Source organism: Acinetobacter sp. ACNIH1 (genome assembly GCF_002934695.1).
Classification (GTDB): Bacteria; Pseudomonadota; Gammaproteobacteria; order Pseudomonadales; family Moraxellaceae; genus Acinetobacter; species Acinetobacter variabilis.
The window spans coordinates 3,042,354-3,060,120 of the sequence record NZ_CP026420.1 but is presented as its reverse complement, the minus strand read 5'-3'; the positions used below and the strand labels follow the sequence as shown (position 1 = coordinate 3,060,120).

General features: G+C 34.5%; 20 protein-coding genes and 1 pseudogene. 4 read left to right on the top strand and 17 right to left on the bottom strand.

Annotation, left to right across the window (positions count from 1 at the left end; genetic code table 11):
• Window positions 1-365: 365 nt before the first annotated feature.
• Both C3F22_RS14925 and C3F22_RS14920 read left to right on the top strand, forming a co-directional pair.
• Window positions 366-761: a transposase family protein gene (locus tag C3F22_RS14925; RefSeq protein ID WP_171284733.1), complete on the top strand. Its 396-nt coding sequence runs from the start codon at window positions 366-368 to the stop codon at window positions 759-761.
• Window positions 709-1,179: a transposase family protein gene (locus C3F22_RS14920; protein ID WP_104426856.1), complete on the top strand. Its 471-nt coding sequence runs from the start codon at window positions 709-711 to the stop codon at window positions 1,177-1,179. The genes C3F22_RS14925 and C3F22_RS14920 overlap by 53 nt, the downstream gene beginning before the upstream one ends.
• Before the next feature lie 188 nt (window positions 1,180-1,367).
• On the opposite strand, the gene C3F22_RS14915 is transcribed toward C3F22_RS14920, so the two are convergent.
• The 3 genes from C3F22_RS14915 to C3F22_RS14905 form a co-directional block, all read right to left on the bottom strand.
• The gene (locus C3F22_RS14915; protein WP_104426855.1) at window positions 1,368-2,006 is read right to left on the bottom strand and encodes a sugar transferase; all 639 of its coding nucleotides are present in this window, start codon (window positions 2,004-2,006) and stop codon (window positions 1,368-1,370) included.
• A 65-nt stretch (window positions 2,007-2,071) separates the two neighbouring features.
• Complete coding sequence (locus C3F22_RS14910) at window positions 2,072-2,293, bottom strand: hypothetical protein (protein ID WP_104426854.1); 222 nt, start codon at window positions 2,291-2,293, stop codon at window positions 2,072-2,074.
• A 589-nt stretch (window positions 2,294-2,882) separates the two neighbouring features.
• Window positions 2,883-3,836 carry a GNAT family N-acetyltransferase gene (locus C3F22_RS14905; RefSeq protein WP_104426853.1) on the bottom strand — a complete coding sequence of 318 codons (954 nt, stop codon included), beginning with the start codon at window positions 3,834-3,836 and terminating at the stop codon, window positions 2,883-2,885.
• A gap of 121 nt (window positions 3,837-3,957) precedes the next feature.
• Here C3F22_RS14905 and C3F22_RS14900 point away from each other — a divergent pair, with 121 nt between their 5' ends.
• Complete coding sequence (locus tag C3F22_RS14900) at window positions 3,958-4,926, top strand: IS30 family transposase (protein WP_265596748.1); 969 nt, start codon at window positions 3,958-3,960, stop codon at window positions 4,924-4,926.
• Window positions 4,927-5,009: 83 nt separating this feature from the next.
• Here the strand turns inward: C3F22_RS14900 and C3F22_RS14895 are convergent.
• The 6 genes and pseudogenes from C3F22_RS14895 to C3F22_RS14870 form a co-directional block, all read right to left on the bottom strand.
• Window positions 5,010-5,690 (bottom strand): annotated as a pseudogene (locus tag C3F22_RS14895) (glycosyltransferase); the annotation flags it as partial.
• A gap of 26 nt (window positions 5,691-5,716) precedes the next feature.
• Entirely contained in the window at window positions 5,717-7,321 is a 1,605-nt protein-coding gene (gene tnpC, locus C3F22_RS14890; protein ID WP_004733110.1) for an IS66 family transposase, read from the bottom strand.
• A gap of 74 nt (window positions 7,322-7,395) precedes the next feature.
• A complete protein-coding gene (tnpB, locus tag C3F22_RS14885) occupies window positions 7,396-7,731 on the bottom strand; it encodes an IS66 family insertion sequence element accessory protein TnpB (RefSeq protein WP_005232274.1) in 336 nt (111 codons plus the stop codon).
• A complete protein-coding gene (gene tnpA / locus C3F22_RS14880) occupies window positions 7,728-8,111 on the bottom strand; it encodes an IS66-like element accessory protein TnpA (RefSeq protein WP_005232272.1) in 384 nt (127 codons plus the stop codon). The genes tnpB and tnpA overlap by 4 nt, the downstream gene beginning before the upstream one ends.
• A gap of 45 nt (window positions 8,112-8,156) precedes the next feature.
• Window positions 8,157-8,684: a glycosyltransferase gene (locus tag C3F22_RS14875; protein WP_228203557.1), complete on the bottom strand. Its 528-nt coding sequence runs from the start codon at window positions 8,682-8,684 to the stop codon at window positions 8,157-8,159.
• Window positions 8,681-9,136, bottom strand: a complete 456-nt coding sequence (locus tag C3F22_RS14870) for a hypothetical protein (RefSeq protein ID WP_228203556.1) — start codon at window positions 9,134-9,136, stop codon at window positions 8,681-8,683. Before C3F22_RS14870 ends, C3F22_RS14875 begins: the two co-directional genes overlap by 4 nt.
• Window positions 9,137-9,220: 84 nt before the next feature.
• On the opposite strand from C3F22_RS14870, the gene C3F22_RS14865 reads away from it, so the two are divergent.
• The gene (locus C3F22_RS14865) at window positions 9,221-10,189 is read left to right on the top strand and encodes an IS30 family transposase (RefSeq protein ID WP_014538385.1); all 969 of its coding nucleotides are present in this window, start codon (window positions 9,221-9,223) and stop codon (window positions 10,187-10,189) included.
• Here C3F22_RS14865 and C3F22_RS14860 read toward each other — a convergent pair.
• The 8 genes from C3F22_RS14860 to C3F22_RS14825 all read right to left on the bottom strand — a co-directional run bounded on the left by C3F22_RS14860 (window position 10,116) and on the right by C3F22_RS14825 (window position 17,767).
• Window positions 10,116-10,640, bottom strand: a complete 525-nt coding sequence (locus C3F22_RS14860) for a glycosyltransferase family 2 protein (protein ID WP_228203555.1) — start codon at window positions 10,638-10,640, stop codon at window positions 10,116-10,118. The genes C3F22_RS14865 and C3F22_RS14860 overlap by 74 nt on opposite strands.
• A 2-nt stretch (window positions 10,641-10,642) precedes the next feature.
• Entirely contained in the window at window positions 10,643-11,785 is a 1,143-nt protein-coding gene (locus C3F22_RS14855; RefSeq protein ID WP_104426851.1) for an O-antigen ligase family protein, read from the bottom strand.
• A gap of 130 nt (window positions 11,786-11,915) precedes the next feature.
• Entirely contained in the window at window positions 11,916-12,803 is an 888-nt protein-coding gene (locus C3F22_RS14850) for a glycosyltransferase family 2 protein (RefSeq protein WP_104427032.1), read from the bottom strand.
• A 15-nt stretch (window positions 12,804-12,818) separates the two neighbouring features.
• Window positions 12,819-14,063: an O-antigen translocase gene (locus tag C3F22_RS14845; RefSeq protein ID WP_104426850.1), complete on the bottom strand. Its 1,245-nt coding sequence runs from the start codon at window positions 14,061-14,063 to the stop codon at window positions 12,819-12,821.
• The gene (locus C3F22_RS14840; RefSeq protein WP_104426849.1) at window positions 14,064-15,179 is read right to left on the bottom strand and encodes a DegT/DnrJ/EryC1/StrS family aminotransferase; all 1,116 of its coding nucleotides are present in this window, start codon (window positions 15,177-15,179) and stop codon (window positions 14,064-14,066) included.
• A gap of 91 nt (window positions 15,180-15,270) precedes the next feature.
• Window positions 15,271-16,093, bottom strand: a protein-coding gene (locus C3F22_RS14835; protein WP_085064288.1) for an IS5 family transposase whose coding sequence is annotated in 2 segments (ribosomal slippage) — window positions 15,271-15,711 and window positions 15,713-16,093 — 822 coding nt in all. Because the reading frame shifts where the segments join, the coding sequence is not laid out codon by codon here.
• Between the two features lie 58 nt (window positions 16,094-16,151).
• On the bottom strand, window positions 16,152-17,240 hold the full coding sequence (locus C3F22_RS14830; protein ID WP_104426848.1) for an acyltransferase family protein: 1,089 nt from the start codon (window positions 17,238-17,240) through the stop codon (window positions 16,152-16,154).
• Between the two features lie 98 nt (window positions 17,241-17,338).
• Complete coding sequence (locus C3F22_RS14825) at window positions 17,339-17,767, bottom strand: sugar 3,4-ketoisomerase (protein ID WP_104427031.1); 429 nt, start codon at window positions 17,765-17,767, stop codon at window positions 17,339-17,341.

Below are 17,767 nucleotides of genomic sequence, written 5' to 3'. Positions count from 1 at the left end.
GTCGAGCAATCAAATTAGTTTGAAGCTTTTTATATTTATCTTACTATGAAATTAGTTATAGTCTTATAATGACTGATAAAATTAAAAATAATATTTAAAATTTAGGTATCTTTTTTATTATTAATATCATTAGTATATTTTTATATATTAAATTATTAATAAATTTTATTTTAAAGGAATAACTTTTATTAGATAAGTCTTTATCAGCTTCCTTGCTTATTTTTAATATGAAAAACCTTAAATAAATAATTATTATAAAATTTTACTAGACCTTTCAATAGATCTCTTTCATAAATCAAAAAACGATCTTCTTTTTGGTTAATATTTGCCCTCTGGATTTCTTAGCATTCGTGCATAATCTGCGGATGAAATACATCGATTCAAACAAGCTTTCTGATCCTCAGTTCAAGCGATACACAGGCATCTCATGGTCAACTTTCTATTTGATGGTTGAGCAATTGCAGAAGCATGTCTCTGCCAAAGGCAGACTGCCCAAGCTAAGCTTGGAGGATCAGGTTCTGCTCTGTCTGAGCTATTGGCGAGAATACCGAACCTTATTTCACGTTGCGACGAGTTACGGGGTTTCAGAGCCCACAGCCTCAAGAATTGTCCGTCATGTTGAAGACTGCCTGATTCGGTCCAATCTGTTTAATTTACCCAAAGATTTACCCGAGGGCGAAGGCATCGACTGGAATATTGTGATCGTGGATGCCACGGAAATTCCAATCCAAAGGCCTAAAAAAACAGAAGAAAAGCTATAGCGGCAAGAAAAAGACCCATACCTTTAAAATACAGGCCATGATTCACTACAAAACTCAGCAAATTCTGAGTTTATGTACCAGTCGCGGTGCAGTGCATGATTTCGAGTTGTTCAAACGCAATTTAAACCAGATTCCTTTTGAGGCTTTTATCCTTGCAGATAAAGCCTATCAGGGGATTTATGTGTTGTATCCGAATAGCCTGTTACCATTAAAAGCCAAAAGACACTGTAAATTGGATCCTGAATTGAAAATCTATAATCAGGAAATCAATAAAAGAAGAATCGGAATAGAGCATGTATTTGGCAGCCTGAAAACCTTCAAAATCCTTGCTGAGCGTTATCGAAATAGAGGTAAAAGGCTTGGTTTGAGATTCAATTTAATCGCTGGAATCTACAACTTGGAACTGAGCAAAAAATGATTTATGAAAGAGATCTAATATAAATAACATAAAAAAACCAATAATAAGATTAATATATTTTATTTAAAAATAATTAAAAACCCCTATTAAACTAATAAGATAAAATTAATAGGAATAAAAGATGTCTTCTAAAAAACTTAATTAGAAGAAGCTAAAAATATTTTTTAGTAATAATGAAATTTATTTAATTATTTTACTTCTTTTGCACGTAAATGGTTCTCGGTGACCTCCTTTCTACAAAATCGTGCAGCACCAACTTCTTGATCTGGTGCATTAATTCCTTCTTGATTAAACATCACCTTAGCTGTTTTAAACATAATTTTAAAATCTAGCCAAATGTTATTTTTCTCTACATATTGAACATCTAAGTCGAATTTTTCTTCCCAAGATAAATTATTGCGTCCACTGACTTGGGCAAGCCCTGTCATACCGGGTTTTACCTCATGTCTTCGCATTTGTTCAGCCGTATAATGTTCTAGAAATTCTTTCATTTGAGGTCTAGGCCCAACAATACTCATATCACCTTTTAAAACATTTATAAGTTGAGGCATTTCATCCAAGCTTGTAGAACGTAGTTTTTGACCAAATGGTGTAATTCTAAATTTATCTGGTAAGAGATTACCTTCTTGGTCAAATGCATTTCTCATTGACCGGAACTTAATCATTTTAAAGAGCTTTCCATTTTTACCAGGTCGTTCTTGATAAAAGAAAATTGGTGAGCCTAGATTTCTACGTACTTTATAAGCAATGATGATAAAAACTGGCAATAATATAAATATAGCAGTAAGAGAAATAATAATATCGATTAATCGCTTAGCAACTTTTATATCATTCCTAAAAAGGTCAGCACTAGAATATAGATAAGGGTAAGATGTTAAAGAATTTTTTAAAATTAGATCTTTCTTCCCTCGATAATACCAAGATTTTTTTTCTCTAGCTTAGCCACTTTATTTATCTGTGGAGAAAATTGAATGATCTGGTTCTTATACCCTTCTTTTTCTATAAGGTTTTTTTTTAAGAAAATATTATCTTTTTCAATAAATAAAGATTTACGTGTTGTAATAGAGCTTTTTACAAAGTTTTTGATCTTATTTTTTTCTTGTTGTAGATCCATTAATAAACACCTCACTATGTCTATCTACGCATCATATCAATTGTATTTTTATTAAAGTAGAGAGACTATTGTTAGCCAATTTCCTATTTTAGTTTTTTAGAAATATTATTATTATTTTTATTAAAATATATATTTAACTAGAATTAATCAAATTTCACCTAACAAGAAACTTGTGTTTATATTTTTTTCTATAAATATTAGACACTTATATCAAACTAAAGTAAATAATTTATAATTACAATAGATCAGTTAATAATGAAATATATTTCATTATTAAGATAAATAATTTTTGTAAAAAATAGCAAATCTCACACTAAATAAAATGTGACAAAATGTAATTTATTTATAAATGATGAGCCTTATATCACAATGAAATTCTATTTTAAACTTATAATTTAATATATTTCTAATTAATTATACAACCCAGATAACGTTATTTTTATTCTATTGCAAAAAACCTTAAGAATATAAACTTTATAAAAACATAATATCTAATCAATTATTATTTTTAATTATTAAAATTTAAGAAAATTAGAAATCCACCTCTGGCTAATAATGAGGTGGAGTAATTCTAGTTCAAATTAGGTGATTATAAATCTATACTATAATAATCATGCACAATACCACGTGCACCAAACCTTTCTTTTTGATCAATCAATCCTATATTTAAGTATTGCCCTTCATTCTCATTGGAAGTACCGAAATCAAATATTTTGGCATTTTTCTTACTTTTATCTATTAAATAATCAATGACATAATCTAATACTTTGTTTTCCCTACCTTTATCATTGCTAGCCAAATATTGAGTATGAACTACTCTTTCAGTTTCAAAAGTCACAGCTGCTGCCACAATATTGCCATCAAGACAACATTTATATGCTCTTATATCATTAGGGAAACGGCTTTTTAATAAATCTATTTCATCTTCATTATGTACAGGTTGTTGGTTATGATGCTGACGCAGTACTTCCCGGATTACTCCCCAAACCATACTAGGTTGATCTACTTCCTCACAGCTAACCCCATTTTTTTTGAGCTTATTGACTGATCTTCTTTTACTTTCTGAGTATGAATATTCTTCATTTAGATCAATAGAAACACTAATATCTCGTCGATAAAGCTTGGCATCATTACGAAATAAAGCATACAAGTCTTCTTGAGCAGGATAATTATGATAAATAACAGGAATACATTTATATATAATCTTATCAATATTTTTTTGTTTTAAATAAATTTTTAATAAAGTAAATAATTCTAGCATGTCAGATGCATGAACATCTCTATTAATTAAAAAACCTCCAAAAGTTAAGCCTTGATGACTATAAAAAATATTATCTTCAATATTTCCAGGCAATAAAGCTACAATTTTCCCTTTTTCATTTTTAAATATTAGTGAGAAATCCTCAAATCGATCAGCATGATATTCCATAAAATCGCGATTAAACATAAAATGATAATTTTTACATTTTAATAAAAACTCATTCCATATATTTTTGTCAGAAGCTTCATATTTATGTATTTGAAAACCTAAGTCTTCTTTCATTATAATACCCGGCAGAGTAAAACTTGAAGTGCGACATAAACCACCTAATTAATTTAAAGGGTTTATGGAGTATATAAAATTGTCATACCATCATCTTAACTTTGAAGATCGTACTGCATTAATGCTTGAGTCAAGAAAAGAAGGCTTTTCAGCCAGAAAATTTGCTGAACTCATTAAAAGACATCCTAGTACGATCTATCGTGAGCTTAAAAGAAATAGCATCAATGACGTTTATCAAGCTCAATATGCTTCTGATAACACCTTCGCTAGACGTAGACGCGGTCACAGAAAACTCAAAATCGATTCAATCCTCTGGAAATTTATTGTTGAAGCGATCCGTTGTTTATGGTCTCCTCAGCAAATAGCAAAGCGTTTAAAGACATTTCCTGATTTGGATCAAACAATGAATGTAAGCCATACAACGATTTATTCAACTATACGAGCATTACCAAAGGGTGAGTTGAAAAAAGACTTATTATCCTGTCTGCGTCATGAAAATAAAAAGCGAAAAGCTAACGGTGAACCTAAAAAAGATTCTATATTACAGGATATTAAAACTATTCATGAGCGCCCAGCCGAAGTTCAAGAAAGAAAAATACCGGGTCATTGGGAAGCCGATTTAATTAAAGGTAAAGACAATAAAAGTTCGATAGCAACACTTATTGAACGAAATACACGGCTCTGTATCTTGGCAACATTACCTGATGCAAAGGCAGAATCAGTGCGCAAGGCTTTAACTGAAGCTCTGAAATATTTACCTGCAGAACTACGTAAAACGTTGACCTATGACCGTGGACGTGAGATGTCAGAACATAAAATCCTCGAAGAAGATTTAGGCATAGATGTATATTTCTGTGACCCACATTCGCCATGGCAGAAAGGTACATGCGAAAATATGAATGGTTTAATTAGGCAATATTTACCTAAAGGGATTGATTTAAATCAGGCAGATCAGCATTATTTAAATCAAGTTGCCATGTCACTGAATACTCGTCCTAGAAAAGCGTTAGATTGGCTTACACCATTAGAGAAATTTGCTCAGCTTGTTGATTATCATAAGGCTTTTGAAACTGTCGCACCTCATGTTTGAATTCGCCCCCATATCTATATCCTAGTTATTATTTTTGAATAAAATATAATTTTCTATTTATTAAGGAAAATACTATTACTTTTTTAAAGCCTATTAATGCTCATCATTTGTAATAGTCTATGGTTTATATGATCCGCATTAAAATTTTTTCTAGCATAAAGGAATCCTTGATAGCCCATTTTATTTATTTTTTCAGGATGTTCTATAAAATAAGTCAGTTTCTCTACTAATGCATCTACATCCCATTTAGGAATTAGGAAACCTGTCACCCCATCGACTACAGTTTCATTGCAGCCTGGAACATCAGTGGTGATGACTGGACGTCCTATAGCCATTGCTTCTTGTGTACTACGGGGCACCCCCTCTCGATAATAAGATGGTAATACAAAAACCGCGCTATTACGTAGCCTTTGATCTACATCAGTCACAAAACCATTATATTCAATAATACCTGTTTGTATTAGCTGATCTAATTCAGCTTGCTTTAAGCCAGTTGGATTTTCAGGATCTAATCCACCAATAATTTTAAATACAACTTCAGGATATTTTCTTTTTACTATTCGTGCTGCTTCTATATATTCAAATATTCCCTTTTCAGCGATCAATCTAGCTATAAATATAAATGATATATTGTCCTGATTATTCCATTTTGTATAAGCATAATCTTGTAAATTAAGGCCAATCGGCCCCAAGACTTCGATCGCATTTTTTTTATGTGGCAAATTATAATGATGGACTAAATCCTTAGGATCATCATGAGTAAGCGTCCGCTGAACCCCATGCCTATTTTTTAATTTGAGTTGGATTTCCAGCGATGTGGTAGTAATTCTTCTATTTGGGTCGCTTTATGCGTCGGCAGCCTTTTCAGCACATCACTGAGATAGGCATACGGATCCAACCCATTCAGCTTTGCTGACTGGATTAAAGTCATGATATTTGCCGCTCGCTGTCCACTGCGCAGCGAACCTGCAAACAACCAGTTCTTACGGCCCAATGCCCAGGGACGCATTGAGTTCTCTGCCCAGTTATTGTCAATGGGTAGATTGCCATCATCCAGATAGCGGCTTAAGGCTGGCCAACGCTTCAGACTGTAATTGATGGCCTTGGCGGTTGGAGAACTCGATGGCACCGTCAGATAATGTTGGTTGAGCCATTCATACAGTTGTTGCATCACCGGTTGGCTGTGCTGTTGTCGGTATTCGCGGCGGTGTTCTGCTGTACTATCGGTCTTTTTCCTGAGTTCTGCTTCTATCGCATACAGTTTCTGAATCATCAGTAATGCCTGTTCAGCGATCTGACTTTTCCCAGTCACATGTAGCTCATGGAATTTACGACGTGCATGCGCCATGCAGCCCACCTCAATGACATCGCCTGATTTAAAGCGTGCTTTATAACCACTGTAATCATCACAGACCAGATGGCCCTGCCAGCCATTCAGGAACTCTTCTGCATGCTGACCTGAACGGCTATCCTGAAAGTCATAGATCACCGCTTGAACTGGATTGTACTGTGTAGTGGCATAGGCCCAGACATAACCTTTCTTCGGTTTTTTCTCATCATCACCCATCCGCATGATGGTGACCGGCGTTTCATCGGCATGGATCACCCGCTGTTGCAGCACCACCTCTTTTAAGGCATTGGCCAGAGGCTCCAGTTCTACACCGCAGCGACCTATCCAGTCAGATAAAGTAGATCTGGACAGATCAATGCCCGCCCGCTGATAGATCAGGCGCTGACGGTACAGCGGCAAATGATCGGCATACTTCGATACCAGCACATGGCTGAGCAGTTCAGGTGAAGCAATGCCTTTATCAATCACATAGGCGGGCATCGCTTGCTGAGTCAGGGTGTCACACTGATCACAGACCCATTTGCCACGCACATGCTGTTCCTTATAGAACTGTGCCGGTCTGAAATGCAGTTTTTCACTGATATCTTCGCCGATACGACGTAACTGGCAGCCACAACTGCATTGGGTTGATGCAGGTTCATGCTCAATACGGATGGTGTGTAGATGATCCGGCAGCAGTCGACGTTTAGGTTTGTTGACTGTGGCTTTCTCTGTCGCTGCATCGGTTTTATCTGCATTCAGCCGCTCCAGTTCCAAATCAACTGCTGCAATATCTTCTTCGACCGCTTCGTCCCACAGATGGATTTGTTTTGCGGTGAGATGTTCGTTTTTACTGCCAAATTTGTGCTGTTTAAATAGTGCGAGCTCATGCTCGTATTTTTGCGTGAGAATGGAAAGATGTTGAACTTTGGCATCCAATTGCTGGTTTGATTTTTCTAATTCTTGATTTGATTGTGCCAGAGACTGATGCTGCATTGCCAACTGTCTGGTAAATTCCAGCAGTTGTTCATGGGTCAGTTGGCTTAAGTCTGGCAGCGTATTCATGACCGCAGTATGCCTGAGGTCATGACGCAGAGGAAATAGAACGTTTGGAGAATAGCAGAATGGACCAGCCTAGTTTAGAGCATCGTCACCACCTGCTGTCGTCCAATGCGCTGCCAAGGTAAACCCTGGATCAGTGCATGTAACTGTTCCGGACTGATCGCCATGCTTTCACCCTGGTGAACCTGCGCCCAGTGGAATTTTCCCTGTTCCAGCCGCCGGGCACACAGCCAGATGCCCAGTCCATCATGTACCAGCACTTTCATGCGATGGCCACGTTTATTACAGAACAGGTAAGCACAATGCGGTTTGATGTAGCCAAAGGCTCTCACCACCTGAGCCATGATAGTATCCATCCCTGCTCGCATATCCAGAGGTTGGGTAGAAAGCCAGATTTCATCAATGCGGATCATGTTGCAAGTGCCTTGAGTAATTCTGCTAAAGCAGATATTTCTGATACTTGCCATTTCAAGCCAATTTCTGCTTTTGAGTGGGGTAAAGTAATTTGAACCGTTAACATGTCAGTAGGAGTAGGATCTAATGGTGTAGAGCAAGATAAGGCAATAAATGCAGGTTTATTCGGTAGTGGTGAGCGATCATTCCCTGGCTTAGCATCAATTAAGCGAATCCATTTGGATACGAGATTTGTATTCAATCCATGTTGCAAAGCGACCGAAGCAATTGAAACGTCCGGTGCTTTACAAGCCTGAACGATCTGCTGTTTAAATTCAGCACTGTATGTTCTTCGTTTTTTCGCAAGAGATGCGATGGATGTCTGGTGATTTGTAGTCATAAATTTTAGTCCCCACTTGTTTTTAAGTGGGGACTAAATTAAGGCTTATAGGATGAATTCATAAGGTGTGTTCAGCGGACGCTTACCATCATGATTTAAAAAAATAATTTTATCTAAATATGGAAAAGCAAGCCGATATAGTGACACCTGCACAAAACGTATGAATTTAGCCTTTAAGCTTTGGCCATATTTATGAATAGTAAAAGGTGATCCTAGTCCTTCGATCATGCCATAAATATAAGGCACTTTAGTCTTATAGGCCGCTAGCGTTGCATAGATAACAGGCTTAGTTGAATAGGAGAATACGATATCAGGTTGAATTTCTTTTATTTTTTTAGCCAGCTGATAAGTTGAACGTAGATCAGCCAAGGGATTCAATCCTCCTCGACTAAGCTGATATGTCACTAAGGTGACTCCTAAATCTTGAATTTTGCCCACCCACTCATTTGTATATTCGGATACAAAGGCATAAACATGATAATTTTGTGCCAGACAAGACAAAATAAAATCTTTGCGAAAACCGTAAAGATTAGAGGCAGTCGTTCCAATGATAATAATTTTTTTAGAGATCATGGCTTTATACGCTCTATGAGTTCTAATTGTGCAGCATAAAAATTTTTATCGGAGTCAGAGACTGATGTAACTCTACGCTTATGTAGGATCTGCATTAAGTTCAAAAAATTTAGTACTTTTACAATAATTTTTTTAATTTCAAACTTTAAAACAATCTTATTTTTTTCAAGATCGGAAATAGTACTATTATAATATTTTTTGATTACTCCGATCTGGGTATTGTAACCACGGATCATTTTTTCTTTTTTTACATTTTCAACTTCTCTATAAAAATACAAGGGTTCCTGTAAAACCACATAATTAAAATCATTTTTTATCGCAGCTGAAAGCCATAGTTCATAATCTTCTGCTAGACAATTATCGACTTGATACGGGTTCCTTTTACACCACTCCTTTCGGGCAAATAATGAAGGATGCAGTATATTGGCAGAGTAAAACTTGAAGTGCGACATAAACCACCTAATTAATTTAAAGGGTTTATGGAGTATATAAAATTGTCATACCATCATCTTAACTTTGAAGATCGTACTGCATTAATGCTTGAGTCAAGAAAAGAAGGCTTTTCAGCCAGAAAATTTGCTGAACTCATTAAAAGACATCCTAGTACGATCTATCGTGAGCTTAAAAGAAATAGCATCAATGACGTTTATCAAGCTCGATATGCTTCTGATAACACCTTCGCTAGACGTAGACGTGGTCACAGAAAACTCAAAATCGATTCAATCCTCTGGAAATTTATTGTTGAAGCGATCCGTTGTTTATGGTCTCCTCAGCAAATAGCAAAGCGTTTAAAGACATTTCCTGATTTGGATCAAACAATGAATGTAAGCCATACAACGATTTATTCAACGATACGCGCATTACCAAAGGGTGAGTTGAAAAAAGACTTATTATCCTGTCTGCGTCATGAAAATAAAAAGCGAAAAGCTAACGGTGAACCTAAAAAAGATTCTATATTACAGGATATTAAAACTATTCATGAGCGCCCAGCCGAAGTTCAAGAAAGAAAAATACCGGGTCATTGGGAAGCTGATTTAATTAAAGGTAAAGACAATAAAAGTTCGATAGCAACACTTATTGAACGAAATACACGGCTCTGTATCTTGGCAACATTACCTGATGCAAAGGCAGAATCAGTGCGCAAGGCTTTAACTGAAGCTCTGAAATATTTACCTGCAGAACTGCGTAAAACGTTGACCTATGACCGTGGACGCGAGATGGCAGAACATAAAATACTTGAAGAAGATTTAGGCATAGATGTATATTTCTGTGACCCACATTCACCCTGGCAAAAAGGCACATGCGAAAATATGAATGGTTTAATTAGGCAATATTTACCTAAAGGGATTGATTTAAATCAGGCAGATCAGCATTATTTAAATCAAGTTGCCATGTCACTGAATACTCGTCCTAGAAAAGCGTTAGATTGGCTTACACCATTAGAGAAATTTGCTCAGCTTGTTGATTATCATAAGACTTTTCAAACTGTCGCACCTCATGTTTGAATTCGCCATTAGTAACACCTTGTAAAATTTCTTTGGGTTGCATTTGATGATTAGAATAGATTCTCTTTCCTAAAATTTCATTCTTATCTCCAATTGAATATAAGCTGGTGACTACGACATCAATATCTGGATTTTCATTTAGTACTTTAATTTGCTTTTGAAGACGATCGACTGCCATTAAATCATCGGCATCCATACGTGCAATAAAATCATACTTTGCTTCATTGATAATCTGATTTAAGCGGTAAGGTAATCTTCTATTATGCCCATCAGCTATGATACGGATTCTCGGATCATTAAATGAGCGGGCAATTTCTAAAGATCGATCTGTTGAACCATCATCTACCAGAATTAATTCCCAATTTTGAAAAGTTTGCGCTAATACCGATTTAATCGCATCTTCTAAATATCTTTCAGCATTAAAAAATGGAATTCCTATAGAAATATACATATTTATTCTTCCTTATTATTATTTGAGAATAGTAAAAAAGCGGCCAATAAAAACCAAAAAATGAGTGTCCTTGCACTATAAGTTGTAAACCCATATAGCATCGGTCCCAAGAATATCAACTTGTTTGAAAATGATAATTTTTTAAAAATTTGATATAAAAAGACTAAAAATAAAGAGATACCGACGATCCCATAATAAAAAAGGATACCTAACCAAGTTGAATGAATTTCGTTTCCCTTCGGGTTATATAACCAGTATGCACCTTGACCAGCACCAAAAACTAAATATTGAGGATATTCAAGGAAATTAAAAAGACCTCGTACTTCAGCCTGGCTGTCTTTTTGATCCAGGCCTTCGACAAAACGCAGAACGACACTATCAAAAGCCCCTAAATGATATAAAAAGTAACTGAGGGTACTAAAAATGACTAATATGCCAAAAAATACAAATATTCTTTTATTCAGATCCCCTTTTTGACTAAATATAAATCCTAAAGTCAGCATTAAGAAGCCAATTGAAGCAGACCTTGACATGGTCAATAGAATTAAGAATAAAGCTAAAAAATAAACGATTATCTTTTTTAAATTACTTTCAGAAATATATAAAAAAATAGCACAGGTAGTTAAAACCCAAAATGCCATTTGATTGGGATCATTAAAAAGACCATTGTATCGTGGTTCAAAATTGTAACGACCTAATCCACTTGCCCAGATCGCAATTTCTATTACATAGGAAAATGGAATAAGAAACAGTATTTTTTCATAAAAAAAGTTAACTTGAGAGGAACTCAAATTCATTAATAATAAAAAAAACAACAAGTTAAAGATCCAGTAAATGGTAGAAACCATATAACTGGGATCTAGAACGATCAAATACCAAGCAAAATTTACACAAACTGTATATGCGACAAAGATTAAGGCTACACTTGAGTATTCGATGGTTATTTTTGAGCTACGACTGAATAATAAAAATATAGCCGCTATAATAAAAAGGTGACTAAATTGTGGAACCCCACTGGACCAAAAATAAAACTGAGATAAGAAAAATGATAGTAAGATAAAGTATATGACTACTTTATCTTTTAAATTAATATCATCTAAAAAAATAATGTTATTTTTTGAATTACTTTCATTTAAAATAATCATTATCCATTCCTTTTATTATTATCTAATGCCTAGAATCAGCAAAAGAAATGATTAATATTTTTATATTACTAACTAAATTATTTTATTAAATATAGTTAAAATACAATTATTGATATAATTTTTTTAATTATTAAAAATCTTTTTTAATTAGTAGCCAATAAAAAAATCTAAAAAAATCATATGTTAAAATTTCTGAAGGATATTCTTTTAAAATTTTTATCATCTTTTCTAATGATTTCTTTTTAGATAATAGCCCTAATTCAAATGCATTAATCCACAAAGCTCTCTTTTTTGCTTTATTAAATAAAATATGATTCTGATATTCACTTAGAATCATCATTCTTGAATCGTGCATAAGAGTCGTTTGCTTATGCATATTATTATCATGCAAGCGATATTTTGCAAAAAGCACAGGGAGATAGCATAACTCCCCTTCTTGCGCTAAAAGTAGCCACATATACCAGTCTTCTATTTGTACTTCTGCATTGTAGCCACCTATTTCTCTTAAAGCTTGAGTACGAATAAGTTGTGTAGTAGCCGGCAAATCATGTTCTAACAATAAAATCTGGTCGAAGGTATAACTTTTTCTTTTTTTAACTCTATTTTTCACAAGATTAGAATCATTATCAATAATTGATACTCCTCCAAATACAGCTATACAGTTCTTATTCTGGCTTAGAAATTTGGTTTGTATTTTTATTTTATCTTTTGAGATTATATCATCAGAAGCAAGGGAGGAAAAATATTCCCCCTGTGCCCATTCTAATGCTTCATTTAGAGTTGCGCTTAAGCCCTTATTCGGACGATGTCTAAACTCAAATCGGGTAAACCGTTTTTCACATAATGGAATTAATTCTTGTATTTTTTCCACTGAAGCATCTGTAGATCCATCATCAATAATAATTAACTCAATATTCTGATAAGACTGGTCAATGACACTCTTAATGCTATCATGTATAAACCTTTCATGATTATAACTTGGTATAACTATAGAGACTAGGGGTTGTTCACTTATCATCATATTATTCCCTCTTTATTTTAATTGTTTAAATATAAATAAACTGATTACGATCCAATACAGCCCATAATTTATGAGATGAGCAATAGAAACACCTTCAAAACCAAATACTTGAGTACATATATAAGTTAAAGCAATGAGAGACACTGTAAATATAATCTCTGTACAAATATAGAGTTTAGTCATTGCTTTACTGAGCATTAAATAAGCCAGTATCCAGCTTCCTATCTTCAAGGCATCTCCCATCATTTGCCAAAGAAATAAATCCTGCATAGGGGCAAAAAATGGACTAAATAATAAGTTGATAATCCAATCACGTAGTATGAAAACGCAAATTCCGCCTAGAACAGCAAGTGGAAAAATAAACTTGTAGCCTAAATAGACCTCTTTCTTAATTTCATCAATTGCATTTAGTTCTGATAAGCGTGGCAAGTAATACACGCCTAATGTAGTGGTTACCAGCAAAAGATATACTGTGCTTAGACGGATCATCGCCTCCCAATAGCCCGCATAAGCCAGACTAAATTCTTGGGTCAAGTAGGCCCGAATTAACATTTGCGATAGCGGCACGCAAATCGCACTGACTAATGCCATGAGAATAAATGAGGCAAACTTTTTGGTAATTCCTAAGTCTATTTTTCCTAATAGTGAGGAAAACTCAAACCAGTCTGCTCTATGACAGAGTATTAATGTCACTATAAATGCAATTGACTGATAAATGGATAATGCAATTAAAGCTCCATATAACTGCAGCTTGATTGCCAAAATACCAGTGATCACAAGTGCAAATAAACTACCGGCAATATTTGCAAGCACCAGTTTTAAAATTTCTTTTTTTCCATTCAATATGGCTAAAAATAGCGTATTGAAATTGAAAAATATTAAAAAAATGGCAAACCATATAAAAATCGTTTGGTACTTAAGTGATTGAAATATATATAATGCCAGCTGCTTTTGAAAAATAAGTATGAGAATCGCAAAAAGGAGACTAAATAGAAAAACAATAGTCCCTGCTGTTTTCCAGACTGCACGTTGTTTAGTCTCATCTTCATGATATTCAGCCGTATATTTAACTACTGCGGTATTAATGGCACTACCAGCAAAGGTCGTCACCATTTGAATAAAATTCTGGAATTGGCCGATCGCTGCATATCCAGTGGGTCCTAGATATACAGCCAGAATTTTATTTAGTACAAACATGGTGATGGTTTTAATCAAAACGGCTACACCATTCAGTACACTGGTCCTAAATAGATTCATCTATGCCTGAAAACCATTACATAACTGAACAACCTGCTTTGCTTCATCCATAGATAAAGTTGGTCCAATTGGTAAGCTTAGGACCTCCGCATGAATTTGTTCTGAAATTGGAAAACTTAAGCCATTCCATTCCTGATAAGCCTGCTGCTTATGAGGAGGAATTGGATAATGAATGAGTGTCTGTACCCCGTTTTCTGCTAAATATTGTTGTAATTTTTCCCGATATTTTGTTCTGATCACAAATAAATGCCAGACATGTTGAGCATAAGTCTCGGTATCTATATTTTTGCACGGTAGCTCAATTGCTGGATTGTGAATTTCTTTTAAATATAGATCTGCAATATGTCGACGATGCTGATTCTCTTGATCTAAAAATTTAAGTTTCACATTCAGAATGGCAGCCTGAATTTCATCAAGACGACTATTTACACCTGGTACCAGGTTTTTATATTTTTCATGTGAACCGTAATTACGTATAGCTTTAAGCATCTGCGCTAACTCGGCATCATTGGTGGTAATTGCTCCCCCATCACCGAGTGCGCCTAAGTTTTTACCTGGATAAAAACTGAAACCTGCAGCATCTCCCCAACTTCCTGCTTTTTGACCATTTATTTCAGCACCATGACCTTGTGCCGAATCTTCTAAAACCAATAAGTTATATTTTTTGGCAATGGTCATAATTTCTGGCATTGCAGCGAGCTGTCCATATAAATGCACAGGCAAAATTGCCTTTGTTTTTGGAGTAATGGCTGCCTCAATTTTCTTGGTATCAATATTAAAAGTCGTTATATCCGGTTCAACCAGTACCGGTTTCAGATTATTCTGTGAAATTGCTAAGATACTTGCAATATAGGTATTTGAAGGGACAATAACCTCATCTCCTTCCTTGAGTTTTCCTAATTCTTTCCATGCGCGTAGTGTTAAAATAAGAGCATCCAAGCCATTGGCAACACTTATGGCATATCGTGTTCCACAATAATTTGCAAAATTATGCTCAAATTCTTCTAATTCTTTGCCACAGATATACCAACCAGAGTCGATTACCTGAGTGCAAGCTGTAATCAGTTGATCACGGTATTGAGTATTTATCGCTTTCAGATCAAGAAAAGGAATCATTCTTATCAATCTCATATAAAAATTTATATTTATTTTTAGTCTCATATTAATTAAAATTAATATACCTATAGTAGATCTCTTGCGAAAGTCGTTATTGCAAGTTCATCCGGTTTACCAGTGCAGCGATTAAGTTAATGCGTAAACCGAATCTTTTCCGTCTATTTCGATAGCGTTCACTTAGTATTCTAAATCTTTTCAATTGACTGTTAATATGTTCGATTACAACTCGTATTTTTCCAATCATTTTATTGTAATTTTTCTCAGCATCAAATAAGGGTAAATTCTTCTTTTTCTTTATTGGCATCAATAATTTAAAGCCATCTTGCTCTAATCCATAGTACCCTAAATCGGTCATAACATAGTCACAATGTTTGAATTTCTTAACTGTTTTTCTTGCCAATTTAATATCATGCTGACTGCCAGACGATATATCTACTCCTATGATTTGTTTGCTCTTCGGATGATAGATCACTTGGGCTTTTAACGTATGTTTCTTCTTTTTACCACTGTAGAACTTACTCTGATTTTTTTTTCGGGCGTTCTATTAAGCATTCTGTCGCATCAATAATTACCCAGTTAAATTGTTCGTCTGCTGTGGTAATGCTTCGTTTTGGCAGGGTAAAACGTCTTGATTTCATTAATGCATCTTCAACCTTTTTAATAGTTCGATTCACATTACTTTCAGCGATATGGTAATTTGCCGCCAATTCCAATTGGGTGTTGTAGCTCCGTAAGTAATTGAGTGTTAGTAATAATTGATCCTCTATAGCTAAAGTATGAGGACGCCCTAATTTCTTTTTAAGTGATTCTGCTTCTTTTAAAACTTCGACCATTTCACTAAAAACTGCTCGAGGTACACCAACCAAGCGCTGGAATTCAGAATCTGAAAAACGATTTAATTTCTGATATTTCATGAAATCTATATTGAGGCAGTTTTTACTTTCGCAAGAGGTCTAGTATTTAAATACAATCCTATTTATTCAGTTCATAACCTTTAGATTTAAAGCTTGACTCCAATAAAAATTGTTTTACTTTCTTATTTAGCGGTTTTTCAATAAATCTATACATTAAAAAGCTAGCGATTAGAGTGACAATAAATATAAAAAAGGAAAACAGCATTAAGTCCATATTCAATGAAAATATTCTTCTTATATAATTTAAAATTTGTATTTCCAGAACATGCAGCAAGTAAAAAGAAAAACTGATTTCCCCTGCTAACACCATGTATTTATTTGACAAAAACTGGGTGATTATACTTTTGTTCTGAGCAACATGAGACAGTGAAAAAATTAAAATAATTGCTGCCATAGGCACCCAGTAGTAAATTGAATACCTGTAACTTATATCTATTTTATTATGAAATATAAAGAATAAAATAAAAAGTAAAATAGCCCCTAATTCAAATATAACTATAGGTTGCTTAATTTTGGAATAGCCCACTTTTACTTTTTCAAAAATATCAAACAGGATAATACCGAGTAAGAAGTCAGAAAAACGTATGTATGGCGAAATATATAACCAATAGTGATCCTGATTTTTATCGAGCTGAATATTTAGAATCAAAATACCTATAAGATATAATATAAAAATATAACTTCTGATTTTTTCAGAAATCAAAAATGCAAATGGAAACAGCAGGTAGAAGAACATTTCATCCGAGATGCTCCAGGACGGAGAATTCAATGAAAAATGGATCTCTTCTGATGTAAAAAAGCTTTGTATCAGAAAAACATGCTGGATTAAATATTCCCAACCCTTGCCAGACTGAGCAAAGGTTAATAAAAATACCAGTGCGGTTGTGGCAATATGTACAGGATATATTCTGGCTAAACGAGAAATATAAAATTCTCTTTTTGAAATATTTCCGATTAAAAACTTTTCTTTATAATTGTAGGCTAAGATAAATCCACTCAAAATGAAGAAAAAGCTGACCCCTAAAAAGCCTTCGTCAAAGATACTATTAAAAATATTGGCATAATTGGTTTCTTTTAGAAAAGCCAAATGACTCAGAAAAACAAAAAGTGCAAAAAACATACGCAATGATGTAAGCGGCTTAATCACGTCATATATCTCCTTAATATTTATTATTATTTTTTTAATTCTATCTTCTGAAGCTTCTTCTTTTGTAAGGCCTTCATTCTAATGAATTAACTTTAATTTTATTCTTTAGTGATCTGCTCAACCAAAGTCTGATCTACTTCATTTAGAAACTGGTCATAATTACGAATGTAATCACTTTCATCATAGTAATCGTTTGCCAGCACCAATAGGATGCAATCTTGTGAAAAATCATGCATCTCATGCCAAACCATAGGTGGGATCAATAATCCCTTATTAGATTGAGCGATTAAAACTTCCTGTTTTTCTTTGCCATTATCCATCAGCATTTTGCAACTTCCTTGGACTCCAAAAGCAATCTGTTGAAGTTGCTTATGTGCATGGAAACCGCGTGGAACATCGGGTTGAGCACCAGAAATATAATAAAGTCGCTGTATACTGAAAGGTATATTCCGATTGGCTTCTGCGACGATCAGACTGCCACGGTGATCTCCCAGGTTAGGCAATTCAATCCACTCAATTAAATTCAT

Excerpts from the sequence above, each read along its gene's own strand:
- C3F22_RS14925 (WP_171284733.1), top strand. The coding sequence starts at position 366 with ATGAAATACATCGATTCAAACAAGCTTTCTGATCCTCAGTTCAAGCGA.
- C3F22_RS14865 (WP_014538385.1), top strand. The coding sequence starts at position 9,221 with ATGCTTGAGTCAAGAAAAGAAGGCTTTTCAGCCAGAAAATTTGCTGAA.
- C3F22_RS14905 (WP_104426853.1), bottom strand. The coding sequence starts at position 3,836 with ATGAAAGAAGACTTAGGTTTTCAAATACATAAATATGAAGCTTCTGAC.
- C3F22_RS14825 (WP_104427031.1), bottom strand. The coding sequence starts at position 17,767 with ATGAATTTAATTGAGTGGATTGAATTGCCTAACCTGGGAGATCACCGT.
- tnpA (WP_005232272.1), bottom strand. The coding sequence starts at position 8,111 with ATGACTACAAATCACCAGACATCCATCGCATCTCTTGCGAAAAAACGA.
- C3F22_RS14860 (WP_228203555.1), bottom strand. The coding sequence starts at position 10,640 with ATGTATATTTCTATAGGAATTCCATTTTTTAATGCTGAAAGATATTTA.
- C3F22_RS14920 (WP_104426856.1), top strand. The coding sequence starts at position 709 with ATGCCACGGAAATTCCAATCCAAAGGCCTAAAAAAACAGAAGAAAAGC.
- C3F22_RS14855 (WP_104426851.1), bottom strand. The coding sequence starts at position 11,785 with ATGATTATTTTAAATGAAAGTAATTCAAAAAATAACATTATTTTTTTA.
- C3F22_RS14840 (WP_104426849.1), bottom strand. The coding sequence starts at position 15,179 with ATGATTCCTTTTCTTGATCTGAAAGCGATAAATACTCAATACCGTGAT.
- tnpC (WP_004733110.1), bottom strand. The coding sequence starts at position 7,321 with ATGAATACGCTGCCAGACTTAAGCCAACTGACCCATGAACAACTGCTG.
- tnpB (WP_005232274.1), bottom strand. The coding sequence starts at position 7,731 with ATGATCCGCATTGATGAAATCTGGCTTTCTACCCAACCTCTGGATATG.
- C3F22_RS14900 (WP_265596748.1), top strand. The coding sequence starts at position 3,958 with ATGCTTGAGTCAAGAAAAGAAGGCTTTTCAGCCAGAAAATTTGCTGAA.
- C3F22_RS14845 (WP_104426850.1), bottom strand. The coding sequence starts at position 14,063 with ATGAATCTATTTAGGACCAGTGTACTGAATGGTGTAGCCGTTTTGATT.
- C3F22_RS14910 (WP_104426854.1), bottom strand. The coding sequence starts at position 2,293 with ATGGATCTACAACAAGAAAAAAATAAGATCAAAAACTTTGTAAAAAGC.
- C3F22_RS14870 (WP_228203556.1), bottom strand. The coding sequence starts at position 9,136 with ATGTCGCACTTCAAGTTTTACTCTGCCAATATACTGCATCCTTCATTA.
- C3F22_RS14850 (WP_104427032.1), bottom strand. The coding sequence starts at position 12,803 with ATGATAAGTGAACAACCCCTAGTCTCTATAGTTATACCAAGTTATAAT.
- C3F22_RS14875 (WP_228203557.1), bottom strand. The coding sequence starts at position 8,684 with ATGATCTCTAAAAAAATTATTATCATTGGAACGACTGCCTCTAATCTT.